Annotated in this window: 11 protein-coding genes; 1 reads left to right on the top strand and 10 read right to left on the bottom strand. The window is 68.9% G+C overall.

Annotation, left to right across the window (positions count from 1 at the left end; genetic code table 11):
- Positions 1-49: 49 nt before the first annotated feature.
- Genes SCNU_RS01475 through SCNU_RS01455 form a run of 5 tightly spaced genes read right to left on the bottom strand, consistent with a single transcriptional unit; the run spans position 50 to position 5501 of the window.
- Complete coding sequence (locus SCNU_RS01475; RefSeq protein ID WP_238526271.1) at positions 50-1486, bottom strand: vWA domain-containing protein; 1437 nt, start codon at positions 1484-1486, stop codon at positions 50-52.
- 4 nt (positions 1487-1490) lie between these two features.
- Positions 1491-2396 (bottom strand): AAA family ATPase, encoded by a 906-nt coding sequence (locus SCNU_RS01470; protein ID WP_009677570.1) that lies wholly within the window; start codon positions 2394-2396, stop codon positions 1491-1493.
- Positions 2393-3682, bottom strand: a complete 1290-nt coding sequence (locus SCNU_RS01465; RefSeq protein ID WP_009677569.1) for a glutamate-5-semialdehyde dehydrogenase — start codon at positions 3680-3682, stop codon at positions 2393-2395. Before SCNU_RS01465 ends, SCNU_RS01470 begins: the two co-directional genes overlap by 4 nt.
- Positions 3679-4812 carry a sensor histidine kinase gene (locus SCNU_RS01460; RefSeq protein WP_009677568.1) on the bottom strand — a complete coding sequence of 378 codons (1134 nt, stop codon included), beginning with the start codon at positions 4810-4812 and terminating at the stop codon, positions 3679-3681. Before SCNU_RS01460 ends, SCNU_RS01465 begins: the two co-directional genes overlap by 4 nt.
- Positions 4809-5501, bottom strand: coding sequence for a response regulator (locus tag SCNU_RS01455; protein ID WP_040517422.1), 693 nt, complete (start codon positions 5499-5501; stop codon positions 4809-4811). Before SCNU_RS01455 ends, SCNU_RS01460 begins: the two co-directional genes overlap by 4 nt.
- 151 nt (positions 5502-5652) lie before the next feature.
- Between SCNU_RS01455 and SCNU_RS01450 the strand changes: the two genes are divergently transcribed.
- On the top strand, positions 5653-6270 hold the full coding sequence (locus tag SCNU_RS01450) for a DUF305 domain-containing protein (RefSeq protein ID WP_009677566.1): 618 nt from the start codon (positions 5653-5655) through the stop codon (positions 6268-6270).
- Positions 6271-6387: 117 nt separating this feature from the next.
- Here SCNU_RS01450 and SCNU_RS01445 read toward each other — a convergent pair whose 3' ends face one another.
- The 5 genes from SCNU_RS01445 to SCNU_RS01425 form a co-directional block, all read right to left on the bottom strand.
- On the bottom strand, positions 6388-6780 hold the full coding sequence (locus tag SCNU_RS01445; RefSeq protein ID WP_009677565.1) for an NUDIX hydrolase: 393 nt from the start codon (positions 6778-6780) through the stop codon (positions 6388-6390).
- A 14-nt stretch (positions 6781-6794) separates the two neighbouring features.
- Positions 6795-7544: an HNH endonuclease family protein gene (locus SCNU_RS01440; RefSeq protein ID WP_009677564.1), complete on the bottom strand. Its 750-nt coding sequence runs from the start codon at positions 7542-7544 to the stop codon at positions 6795-6797.
- Positions 7545-7595: 51 nt separating this feature from the next.
- Positions 7596-8024: a CBS domain-containing protein gene (locus tag SCNU_RS01435; protein ID WP_009677563.1), complete on the bottom strand. Its 429-nt coding sequence runs from the start codon at positions 8022-8024 to the stop codon at positions 7596-7598.
- 103 nt (positions 8025-8127) lie between these two features.
- Positions 8128-10398: an ATP-dependent DNA helicase RecG gene (recG, locus tag SCNU_RS01430; RefSeq protein WP_009677562.1), complete on the bottom strand. Its 2271-nt coding sequence runs from the start codon at positions 10396-10398 to the stop codon at positions 8128-8130.
- Positions 10398-12053 (bottom strand): DAK2 domain-containing protein, encoded by a 1656-nt coding sequence (locus SCNU_RS01425; RefSeq protein ID WP_040517418.1) that lies wholly within the window; start codon positions 12051-12053, stop codon positions 10398-10400. Before SCNU_RS01425 ends, recG begins: the two co-directional genes overlap by 1 nt.
- Positions 12054-12289: the final 236 nt, after the last annotated feature.

The raw sequence follows: 12289 nt of genomic DNA, 5'->3' as shown, positions 1-12289 counted from the left end.
TCGGACATCCGCCGGTGATGTCGCGCCATACGCGTTGGTAGTGCGAGCCTCAGACCGGGAGGAGGTCCGCGATCACCTTCGACAGCTGATCGGCGTTGCGGCATTCGAACATCTCGACCACGTCGGCGTACCTGCTCGCGTCCGAATCACCGGAGTCCCATGCCGACTTGCGCTCGGGATTGAGCCAGTACGCGTTCCGCACCCGGTCGCGCATCGCGGCCAGCGAATCGGCGTGCGTCGGCCGGTAGTTGTTCCGGGCGTCGCCGAGGATCAGCAGCGCGCTCTTATGGGTGAGCGAATCGCCGTAGCGGTCCTCGAAGCCCTTGAGCATGTGACCGTAGTCGGAATGCCCGTCGCGCGTGCTGATCGAGGCCTCGGTGAGCATGCGGTGCATCCGCTCACCGAACTGCTCGTCGCCACTGCCTCGGTCGAAGAAGTCCGTCACCTCGTCCACCGTGTCGACGAACGCGAACACCCGCACATGCGAGAACTGCTGCCGCAGCGCGTAGACGAGCTGCAGCGTGAACTGGCTGAAACCGGCGACCGATCCCGAGACGTCGCAGATCACCACCAGCTCGGGCTTCCCCGGACGCGGCTTGCGGCGTCGCAGGTCGATCGGGACGCCACCGGTCGACATCGACGCACGCAACGTCGCCCGGACGTCGACCGGGCCGTGATGATTCCGTCGACGGCGGAACTCCAGCTTGGCCGCCAGGAGTCGAGCGATCGGCTCGATCGTGCGCCGCATCTTCGCCATGTCCTGCGGATTGGCGGAGAAGAAGTCGATCATCTCCGGCAGCTTCGGGACCGCGTACTCACCGACCGCGTCCCGGCCGCGGATCTCCGCCATCCTCCGCTGCGTCTCCGTGGTCACCGCGTCGCGCAACCGCTCGGTCGCCGCCCGAGCCGCCCGCCGATTCATCGGATCGGTACCCGGACGCTCCCCCGACTCGGTGTCCTGCCCGCCCGCCATCGCCGCGGCGATCCGGGCGATCAGCGTCTGCGGCGAGATGGCGGTCATCGCCTGGTACACCGAGTACGACTCGCCCCGCGCCGACTCGTACTGGCCCACCTCGCCGACGATCATCGCGACCAACTGGTCGAACCGACCGTCGCTCATCGCCTCCTGATCGGCGAGGACGTCGGCGGTCATCTCGCGCAGCGCCTGCACGTCCACGTCGCCGTTCTCATCGCGCGGCACCTCGACCGCCGCACGACGGGCCGCGGACCCGAGCGGGAACCACAGCTCGAAGCACAGATCGAAGGTGTCCCGGTGCGTGTGGTCGGTCAGCAGCGTCGCCGCCAGCCCCTCCCGCAGCGACTCGCGGTCGAGCAGATCGAGCACGCTCATCGCCTGCCCGGCATCGATCAGGCTCGACGGACCGACGACGATCCCTCGACTGCGCAGATCGTCGACGAACCCGGTGAGCGTGTCGACGAGCGGCTGGGTCACTGTCCTCGATCCCCCGGCGCTTCGCTCGCCCATGTCGTCATTCTCCGAGCTTGAGCTCGCGCAGCGCCGTCTTGACGTCGGGCCGATGCTTGAGCACCACTCCGAGAGTGCGCGCGACCAGCGAATCGTCGATCCGGCCCGACGCCGCCTGCTCGCCGGTGGTCATCGCCAGCAGCGTGTTGCCCCAATCGATGGTCTCGGCGACCGACGGCTTCTTCTTGATGTCGAGGGTTCGCAGCACTCCGACGATGCGCACGATCTCCTCCGCCAGCCGCGCGGGCAGTTCGGGGACCCGGGAGGCGAGGATCTCACGCTCCAGCTCGGCATCCGGGAAGTCGATGTACAGGTACAGGCAGCGGCGCTTGAGCGCCTCCGACAGCTCGCGGTTCGCGTTCGACGTCAGCAGGACGATCGGCCGCCGCGCGGCGGTGACGGTCCCCATCTCCGGAATGGTGATCGCGAAGTCGCTCAGCACCTCGAGCAGCAGACCCTCGATGTCGACGTCGGCCTTGTCGATCTCGTCGATCAGCAGCACGGTCGGCTCGGACCGTGAGATCGCGGTCAGCAACGGTCGCGCGAGCAGGAACTCAGCCGAGAAGATGTCGCCCTTGGTGGCGTCCCAGTCACGGTGCCCGGCAGCCTGAATAGCGAGGATCTGCTTCGCGTGATTCCACTCGTACAGCGCGCGGGCCTCGTCGATGCCCTCGTAGCACTGCAGTCGGACCAGCTCCGATCCAGTGGCCTGGGCCAGGGCGCGAGCGAGTTCGGTCTTGCCGACGCCCGCGGGCCCCTCGACCAGCAGCGGTTTGCCGAGCCGGTCGGCGAGGAAGGCGGTCGTCGACGTCGCCTCGTCGGCCAGATAGCCGGTCTGCCGAAGCTTCTCGCGGACGTCGTCGACGTCGCCGAAGGCCGGGGCGATGTTGGTCGTGCCGCTCGCCGTCATGCGGGACGAACCTGTCCGTCGCCCCACACCAGCCACTTGGTGGACGTGAGCTCCGGGAGTCCCATCGGTCCACGCGCGTGCAGCTTCTGAGTCGAGATGCCGATCTCGGCGCCGAAGCCGAACTGCTCACCGTCGGTGAACGCCGTCGACGCGTTGACCATCACCGCCGCGGCATCCACGCGGCCGGTGAACTCGTTCGCCGCGGCCAGGTCGCCGGTGACGATGGCCTCGGTGTGCCCGGTGCCGTAGGTCGCGATGTGGTCGATCGCGGCGTCGATGTCATCGACGACCTTCATCGCGATGTCCAGAGACAGGTACTCGCGATGCCAATCGTCCTCGGTCGCCGGCTCCATGCCCGGTTCGTCGCCGTGGATGACCACGCCCTGCGACTGCAGCGCCGACGTGATCGGGGCCAGTGCCCGATCGGCGATGGCGCGGTCGATGAGCACCGTCTCCACCGTGTTGCACACGCTGGGCCTGCGGGTCTTGGCGTTCAGGATGATGCGCGTGGCCACGTCCACGTCCGCGTCGCGGTGCACGAAGATGTGGCAGTTGCCGGTGCCGGTCTCGATGGTCGGAACCTTCGCATCGGTCACCACGGTGTTGATCAGCCCCGCGCCCCCGCGCGGAATCACCACGTCGACGAGGCCGCGCGCCTGAATCAGCGCGGTCACACTCTCCCGGCTCTCACTCGGCAGCAGCGAGACCGCGTTCGGATCGACGTGGTGGTCGGCGAGAACGCCCCGCAGCACCGCCACCAGCGCGGCGTTGGAACTCGCCGCCGACGAGGAGCCGCGCAGCAGCACGGCGTTGCCGGACTTGAAGGAGATGCCGAACCCGTCGACGGTCACGTTCGGCCGGGCCTCGTACACGAAGCCGACGACGCCCAGCGGCACGCGGACCTGGCGCAGTTCCAGACCGTTGGGCAGGGTCTTCCCGGACAGCACCTCGCCGATCGGGTCGGGCAGCGCGGCCACCTGACGCAGTCCGCCGGTGATTCCCGCGACCCGCTCCGGTGTGAGCCGCAGACGGTCGACGAGCGAGGCCTCGGTGCCCGCCGCCTCGGCGCGCTGCACGTCCTCGGCGTTGGCGGCGACGATGTCGTCGGACGCCGCGTCGATCGCGCCGGCGGCGGCCAGCAGAACCGCGTTCTTCTGTGCGGTGGTCAGCAGGCCGAGCGTCCGGGCCGCCTTCTTCGCGGCGGTGGCGAGCTCGGTGACCGCGGCCGTGACGTCCGTCGTCGCGCCGGCGGTCGTGTCAACCGAATCGGCAGTGGGTGCACTCATGGCTCCAGGGTAACCGCGCGACGGGATCGTTCGAGCGGCAGCCGGACGGTGAAGACCGCACCTCGCCCGGGCCCGTCGCTCCGGGCGGACAGCGTGCCCCCGTGCTCCTCGACCAGGGCCCGCGCGATGGTCAGCCCGATGCCGCTCCCGCCGCGGTCGCGATCCCGTGCGGTGTCCGCGCGGTAGAAGCGGTCGAAGACGTGCGGCAGATGGTCGGCCTCGATGCCGTCGCCGGTGTCGGTCACTGCGATCAGCAGGTCCTGATCCACCGACCGCGTCGACACGGTGACGCTGCCGCCGGGCAGGGTGTGACGCAGCGCATTGGTCAGCAGGTTGCCGAGCACCTGCCCCATCCGGGCCGGGTCGACGCGCAGGGACGTCGGCGGCGCCTCGTCGACTCCGATGGCAACGCCCTTGCTCGCGTACGGTCCGGCCACCTCGGCGACCGCGGCCCGAACCAGCTCGGCATCCGTGGTCCAGACCGGAACCACCGACAGCATGTGCTCCTGCGCCTGCGACACGGCGGCCACGTCCTCGGCGAGCCTGCGCAGGCGCTCGGTTCCGGTATGCAGTATCGCCATCGTCTCGGCGTCCGGCCTGCGGACGCCGTCCTCGATCGCCTCGAGGTAGGAGTCGATCGTCGCCAGCGGAGTGCGCATCTCGTGCGCGAGGTCCGACAGCATGCGGCGACGGGTCGACTCTGTCGCGTCCAACTGCGCGGCCAGGCGGTTGACGGCGTCGGCGAGGTCGTCGAACTCCCGGCCCATCCCGCCGCCGTGCACCCGCGCGTCGTAGTGGCCGTCCGCGATCTGCGCGGCCGACCCGGCGACAGCCGTCACCGTCCGCTGGACCCGTCGTGCGAGATACCAGCTCAGCGCGAGCGCGAGCATCGCCGAGACGACGGCCGCCAGTCCCCACGACAGCCCGACGGCGTCGGCGAACGCTCGCTCCACGTGCATCGCCTCGCTGGAGTTCTGATCGATCCCGGCCTGATGGAGATGGTCGTGGAAGATCCCGGGCGCCATCAGCCAGGCGATCAGCAGGGCGCAGGCCGCCGTCGCGACCACCACCACGGCCATGGCGAGCATCAGTCCCGTGCCCACCGTCATCCGACGACGCCCGCCGGTCACCGGCCCGTCCCCATCCGATAGCCGACACCGCGCACCGTCCGCACGTACCGGCCCTGCGCGGCGTCGTCGCCGAGCTTCCGCCGCACGTGCCCGATGTGCACGTCGACGAGGTGGTCGTCGCCGATCCACTCCGGTCCCCACACGGTGTCGATCAGTCGCGCCCGTGAGAAGACCGTTCCGGGGGCCGACGACAGCGCGGCGAGCAGATCGAACTCGGTGCGCGTCAGGTGGACCGGCTCGCCGGACACCCACACCTCCCGACCGAGGACGTCGATCGACAGGTCGCCGAAAACCCGGTCCGGTGCACGGGTGACGGGTGTCTGCTCCCCGGTGAATCCGGTCCGCGGCCTGCGCATCCGCGCTTGGATGCGAGCCGACAGCTCCCGCGGACTGAACGGCTTGGTGATGTAGTCGTCGGCGCCGACGGACAGTCCGACGAGGGTGTCGACCTCGTCGGCCCGCGCCGTGAGCATCACGACGTAGGCGTCGGAGAACGTCCGGAGCCTTCGGCACACCTCGACACCGTCGAGGCCGGGCAGACCCAGATCGAGGACCACGACGTCCGGGTCGACCTTCCGTGCGAGAGCGACCGCGTCCGCCCCGTCGCCGGTGACTGTCACCTCGAATCCGTCCCGCTCCAAGTACGACGCCACCAGCGACGCGAGCGCCGCCTCGTCCTCGACCACCATCGCCCGTCCCGACATGGTCTCCATCTTGGCCCGGATCCCGGAACTCGACGCGCGCGCCTGGCATCTTGAGCAAACCTTCACACAAGGCTCACCGAACCCGGCGGGTCGGTGCGGCAGACTGACTTCCGACCACCACGGAAGGGAACCGAACGTGAGAACTCGCCTCATCGTCACCGCGATCGCCGGGGCGGCCGTCGTCGTCGGCGTCGCCGCATGCAGCCCGAACGAGGAACCGTCGGACGCCACGCATGACATGTCGAACATGTCGACGTCGCATGACATGTCGAACATGCCGACCTCCGCCGCGGCGAGTGCCGAGCACAACGAGGCCGACGTGATGTTCGCGCAGATGATGCTCCCGCACCACGAGCAGGCGCTGGTGATGAGCGACATCATCCTCGCGAAGCCCGGCATTCCCGCGCAGGTCACCGCCCTGGCCAAGCAGATCAAGGACGCTCAGGGGCCGGAGATCGCGCAGCTGCAGAGCTGGCTCAAGGAGTGGGGCGCACCGGCGCAGGCGCCGATGGACCACGAGATGGACGGCATGTTGTCGGAGGAGGACCTTACGAAGCTCCGCGCCGCGCAGGGAACCGACGCCGCGAAGCTCTACTTGAGTCAGATGATCGAGCACCACGAGGGCGCCGTCGACATGGCGAAGGACGAGATCGCCGACGGCAAGAACCCGGACGCCATCGAGATGGCGCGCAGCATCGTCGACTCGCAGCAGAAGGAGATCGACGAGATGAAGGCGATGCTGAACGGGATGTGACCCGCTCCCAGGTTCGTGTTCAAATCAGCAGTGTTCGGCGTGACCATCTGGTGGTCACACCGAACACTGCCGATGCCGGAGCGACCGATCAGCGTCGTCCAGACTCGCGACGGCACGTCAGAGGAGCGGGAACACCTCGTCGCGGAGAAGCGGGGCGAGGTCGTCTCGCGATCGATCGGCCGGATCCACCCACGCGATCTCGGCGATCTCCGCGCTGGCGACCGGGTCGCCGACCAGCGGATGCTCGAAGACCTCCGCGACCACGACATGACCCGGCTCGTTGGCCGCATCGGCAGCGAAGGTGCCGACGCGGCGCAGAGACCGCTCATCGAGTTCGACGCTGATCTCCTCCCGAGCCTCACGGACGGCAGCGGCCGCATGGCTCTCCCCGTCGTCGAGCTTGCCGCCGGGAAACATGAACAGACCGGAGCCGTTCTTACGCACGGTCAGCACTCGCCCGGCGTCGTCGCGCATGACGACGGCGCTCACCACGATCCGACGATCACCCACGCGTCCTCCCCTCCTCAACACGACTTCAACGCGTTCACGAGCGTATCCCGCGACGGCGCGTCGACGGGCAGTCCGTACGCGGCGAGCACGGTGACGAACTGCACCGCGTACTGGCAGTGAAAGGCACGCAGCGGGGGCATCCACCGCGCCGGTTCGGCATCGGACTTGCTCTGATTGCTGGCCGCGTCGACCGCCGCCAGGTTCGCGGGATCGTTGGCGAACGACCGGCGCCGCGGCCCACCCCAGGACGCGGCTCCCATGTCCCATGCGTAGGCGAGCGGCACGATGTGATCGATCTGCACCGCGGCTGATCCACGACCGCGGCGGAACGCGACCGACCGCCCGGTGTACGGGCTGGTCAACGTCCCCGACGCGACCGCCTCGGGGCAGGCCGTGGTCCGTATTCGAACGGCGCCCGGAATGTCTCTGGCCAGGATGTCGTCGCGGGTGTCGCACGAGTTGCCGCCACCGACCACGTCGACGTCGTCCGTCCACGCGGGACCGAACGCGTCACGATGGTAGTCGCGATCGTGAGCCGGTCTCCGCTCGATCACGCGCAGTCGGGCGAGGCTCGCGCGCGCCCGCTCCACCGACACCGCGGGCACCGGCGACGCGGTGTGCGGCACGCCGAGGCCTACCGCGACCACGACCGCAGTCGCCGCGAACGCCACGAGTGCGCCCCACTGCCTGCCGGTCAGCCTGATGCGTCCCGGCCGGTGGCGCGATCTGACCCACTTCCACCGCTGACCGATCGCGTGCCACATACCGTTTGGACGTCTGCGGGGCGTCCCCGGTTCCGGGACACGCGGATGGAGTCAGTGCTGGATGTAGTGGACCAGATGCTCGCGCTCGGTCTCGAGTTCGTCGATCGCGCTCTTGACGACGTCGCCGATGCTGATGATCCCGACGAGCTCGCCCGCGTCCAGGACCGGCAGGTGACGCACCCGGTGCTCGGTCATCGTGTCGCGGAGACCCTCGATCGGATCGTCGGGGGCGCACACGTGCACGACCGGCGTCATGATGGCCGACACCGGACCGTCGAGGACGCCCGCGCCGCCCGAGTGCAGCCTGCGCACGATGTCCCGCTCGGACACGATGCCCGCCAGCGTGCCGCCGTCACCGATCACCACGACCGCCCCGATGTTCCACTCATCCAGCGTGGCGAGCAGGCTGCGGACCGTGGAGCCCGCCCGCACCGTGATGACACCGCTGCCCTTCTTGCCCAGGATCTGCGAAATCCGCATAGCCGTCCTCCACCCGTCGTGAGCTGAATTCGACACCTCCAGGGTCCGCCACAACGACCGAAAAGGCCAGACCCTCAGTGATTCGACAGCACCGCCGATTCGACTACGACTTGTCGAGGTACTCGACGCGCGACGGGAGCAGGATCGACTGCACGAGGTCCGCCAGCGCCCGATGTGCGACGAGGTCGGGGTCGTCGAGCACGATCTGTTCGGCCAGGTCGCGCGCATCGGCGATGACGTCGGTGTCGTCGAGCAGCGACAGGAAGCTCAGCGAGCTCTTGCCTCCCGACTGGAGGGCGCCGAGAATGTCTCCTTCACGACGCTGCGCGAGGTCGACGCGGGCCAGCTCGAACCCGTCGCTGCTCGCTTCCACGGCACGCAGACGTTCCATCGACTGCCCCATGTCACCGGCCGTCGTCATCAGCAGACACAGGCCCGCGTGCTCGCCGCGTCCGACGCGGCCGCGCAATTGATGGAGTTGGCTCACGCCGAACCGCTCGGCGTTGACGATCGCCATCATCGTCGCATTGGGGACGTCGACACCGACCTCGATGACGGTCGTCGCGACGAGCACGTCGATCTCGCCGCGCGTGAAGGCGTCCATCACGTCGTTCTTCTCGTCGGCCGGCAGCCTGCCGTGGAGGATCCCGATCCGTCGGCCCGCGAGCGGTCCGGCCGCGAGCTGCTCGGCGAGGTCGAGCACCGAGATCGTGTCGTCCTCCGCCTCGGATTCCTTGGCCGACTTCTTCGACCTCTTCGCGTTCGTCTGCTCGTCGCCGATCTTCGTGCACACCACGTACACCTGCCGTCCGGCGTCGATCTCCTCGTTCGCCCGTGCCCACACGCGATCGACCCACGCCTGCTTGCGCATCGGGACGACGCTCGTGGTGATCGGTTGCCGCCCGCGCGGCAGCTCGGTCATCACCGAGGTGTCGAGGTCGCCGAAGGTGATCATCGCGACCGTTCGCGGAATCGGCGTGGCAGTCATGACCAGGAAGTGTGGACGCGAGTCGTCGCGTCCCTTCGAGCGCAGCACGTCGCGCTGCTCCACACCGAACCGATGCTGTTCGTCGACGACCACCATCCCGAGATCGAAGAACTCGACATGCTCCTCGAGGAGGGCGTGGGTGCCGATCACGATGCCCGCATCGCCGGTGACCGCGTCGAGCAGCACCTGCCTTTTCGTCGCGGTGCCCAGCGACCCGGTCAGCAGTCCGACCCTGGTCGCACCGTCGGCGGCGCCGAGTTCGCCCGCCCGCGCGAGATCTCCGAGCATGGTCATCACCGTCCGGTAGTGCTGAGCCGCCAGCACCTCGGTGGGCGCCAGAATCGCACACTGGTGGCCGTTGTCGACCACCCGGAGCATGGCGAGGAGCGAGACCAACGTCTTACCGGAGCCGACCTCGCCCTGCAGCAGCCTGCTCATCGGATGCTCGTCGGCCAGGTCCTCCCCGATCTCGAGCAACACGTCCCGCTGCCCGCCGGTCAGCTCGAACGGCAGGCGGTCCAGCAACTGGTCCTCCAAGCCACCGGGCACGTGCGGGCACGGACGGGCCGATTCGGCGACCGCGCTCAGCCGACGGCGCGCGAGTTCGGTCTGGACGGCCAGCGCCTCGTCGAACTTCAGTCGTGCACGCGCGGCCTCGATGTCCTCGAGGTTCTCCGGCAGATGCACTCGGTGAATGGCCTCGTCCCCGGTGATCAGTCCGCGCGACGTCCGCTGGTCGTCGGTCAGCGGGTCCTCGGCCGGCACCGTGTCGGCGAGTACCTGCCGCACGGCGCGCCAGATCTCCCAGGTCTGGACGTCCTTGGTGGCCGGATACATCGGGATGATGTCGCGCGCGAAGCTCCGGGCGTCGTCGGCCGACGCGGTGGAACCGTGCGTCTTCTCGTCGCCGGACTCGGCCGCGTCCGCATACATCTCGCCGATCATCGCGGCATTGCCGACGACGTCGATGCCGTCGTCCTCCGGCATCACCATCCAGTCCGGGTGCGACAGCTGGATCTGATCGCGGAACAGCTTGACCGTGCCCGCCATCGCCACGCGCGTCCCCGGCTTCAGCACCTTCTGGATCCAGCGGGCATTGAAGAAGCTCGCCTCGTAGTCGGCGCGGCCGTCGTTGACGACGACCTTCAGGAACTGACCGTAACGGCGCTTCATCGAGATCATCTGCGCCTTCTGAATGCGCCCGATCACGGTGATCCACTCGCCCGGCTCCGGCCGCTCCGACTCCGAGAGATGACCGCGGCGAACGTAGCGTCGCGGCACGTAGCGCAGCAGTTCGCCGACCGTGGTGAGTTCGAGCCCGGCGAGCTTCTTGAGCAGCGCCGGATCGACCGTCGACTCGGTGAGCGGCGAGGCCGCAGTCAACATCACTCGATGCCTACCTGGAGCAGATGGCTCGACTGCGCGGTGTCGTAGAGCGCGAGTTCGATGCCGGGATAGTGCGACCGCAGGTGCTCCGCGATCGATTCGCGGGCGGGGACGTCCAGGTCGCGGCCGGCCAGCACGGTGACCATCTCACCGCCGGTGGCCAGCATCAGGTCGAGCAGGGCGGTCGCCGCCTGACGCTGCTCGTGCGCGATGACCAGCACGTCCGACCCGATGAGGCCGAGCGTGTCGCCGATCTCACAGGTGCCGGCCAGCGTCATCATCTTGGTGTTGGACCGCATCAGCGACCCCCACCGCGTGCCTGCGGCAGCCTCCGCCATCGCGAAGGCATCGACGTCGGGTTCCTCGGCCGGATCGTGGACTGCCAGGGCCGACAGGCACTGCACCATCGACAGCGTCGGCAGGAACACCACCGACCGCTGTGTCGACCGCGCCTGTGCGCCGACCTGCACCAGATCCTGCGACGACATCATGCCGTTGCCCATCACGATCACGTGCGCGCTGTCGGTGCCGCGGATCGCCTCGGTCAGGGTCGCCGGGTGGACGCCGTGATCGGCCCGCACGACCGCCGCGCCGGCCTCGGTGAACAGTTCCTCCGCGCCGTCGCCGGTGACCAGTGCGACCACCGCGCGCTTGAACCGCGGAGCCGGTTCGCTCGCGCCCGGCGCCGACCGGATCGCGTCGAGCGCGAAGCAGCTGATGCGGATCTCGGTGAGTCGACCGAGCGCGAGGCCCGCTTCCACCGCCTGTCCGGGCTCGTCGGTGTGCACGTGCACCGAGAACCGTTCGGCCGACGTGGAGCTGTCGCCGACGATGACGATGGAGTCACCGAGCTCGCCGAGCCGGTCGCGCAAGGCACCGATCTGCGAGCCGTCAGCGCCGTCCAGCAGGTACATCACCTCGAAGTCGGTGTCGCCCGCCCCCACGCATGAACCGTCATCGTGCCCGGTGCCGGTCGTTCCGGCGGTGAGGATGCCGCGGTAGGCCCGCCGTTTGTTGGCGACGCCGCTGACGACCAGCACCATCGAATCCGCCATCACCAGGAAACCGCGCGCGCCGGCGTCGACCACGCCTGCGCTCGCGAGCTCCGGCAACTGTTCCGGGGTCAGCTCCAGTGCCTCGGCGCAGTCGTCGGCGACGGCGCGGGCGAGGTCGGCGGGCGAGCCGTGGACGTTGGCGGAGGCGCTCTGGGCGGCGACCTTCAATACCGTGAGCACGGTGCCCTCGCGCGGCGCGCTGACCGCTCGCCGTGCGGCGAGAGCCCCGAGCCGCAGTCCATTCATGCACAGCCGGTTGAAGCTGTGGTCGTCCTCGGCGACGGCGAGGTCTGCGGCATCGGCGAGGCCGACCAGGATCTGGGACAGGATGACGCCGGAGTTGCCGCGGGCGCAGCCGACGGCGGCGTCGGCCAGTGTCCGGGTGACCGTCGAGAGGTCGGACTCATCGTCGAGGTCGTCGAGCACCGCGACGGCGCCGGCCATGGTCTGCGCCATGTTGCTGCCGGTGTCCGAATCCGGAATCGGAAACACGTTGAGGTCGTTGATCTCTGTGCGCATGGCCTCCAGGCCGTCCGCGCAGGCGTGCGCCCAGTCCCTGATGAGCTGGGGATTGATCGCGGTGCTGGCGTCACCGGTCATCAGCCGCACGACCACCCACCTTCCTGGCCCGCCGACGAGGTGCAGCGCCGACGATCGTCGAATGTGTCCCGAGGTTACCGCCCGACTCCGACATCCGTGTTCCGACAGGTACGGTGAGCCCGGTCCACCGCATCCGATTTGGACAGCTGAGGATCGCCCGGTTATTCTATTCGGGTTGCCGATTGTCGCGGCGCGCTACGCAGCGCTCACGATCGGCTGACTACTGACCAAGATTT

It is taken from the genome of Gordonia neofelifaecis NRRL B-59395, from assembly GCF_000192435.1.
GTDB lineage: Bacteria > Actinomycetota > Actinomycetes > Mycobacteriales > Mycobacteriaceae > Gordonia > Gordonia neofelifaecis.
Note: the sequence above shows the minus strand (reverse complement) of the source record. Positions and strands in the feature narration are given on the sequence as shown.

What these genes read in the sequence shown, in the direction of transcription:
- SCNU_RS01475 (WP_238526271.1), bottom strand. Translation starts at nt 1,486, where the DNA reads ATGGGCGAGCGAAGCGCCGGGGGATCGAGGACAGTGACCCAGCCGCTC.
- SCNU_RS01470 (WP_009677570.1), bottom strand. Translation starts at nt 2,396, where the DNA reads ATGACGGCGAGCGGCACGACCAACATCGCCCCGGCCTTCGGCGACGTC.
- SCNU_RS01435 (WP_009677563.1), bottom strand. Translation starts at nt 8,024, where the DNA reads ATGCGGATTTCGCAGATCCTGGGCAAGAAGGGCAGCGGTGTCATCACG.
- SCNU_RS01440 (WP_009677564.1), bottom strand. Translation starts at nt 7,544, where the DNA reads ATGTGGCACGCGATCGGTCAGCGGTGGAAGTGGGTCAGATCGCGCCAC.
- recG (WP_009677562.1), bottom strand. Translation starts at nt 10,398, where the DNA reads ATGTTGACTGCGGCCTCGCCGCTCACCGAGTCGACGGTCGATCCGGCG.
- SCNU_RS01455 (WP_040517422.1), bottom strand. Translation starts at nt 5,501, where the DNA reads ATGGTGGTCGAGGACGAGGCGGCGCTCGCGTCGCTGGTGGCGTCGTAC.
- SCNU_RS01465 (WP_009677569.1), bottom strand. Translation starts at nt 3,682, where the DNA reads ATGAGTGCACCCACTGCCGATTCGGTTGACACGACCGCCGGCGCGACG.
- SCNU_RS01425 (WP_040517418.1), bottom strand. Translation starts at nt 12,053, where the DNA reads ATGACCGGTGACGCCAGCACCGCGATCAATCCCCAGCTCATCAGGGAC.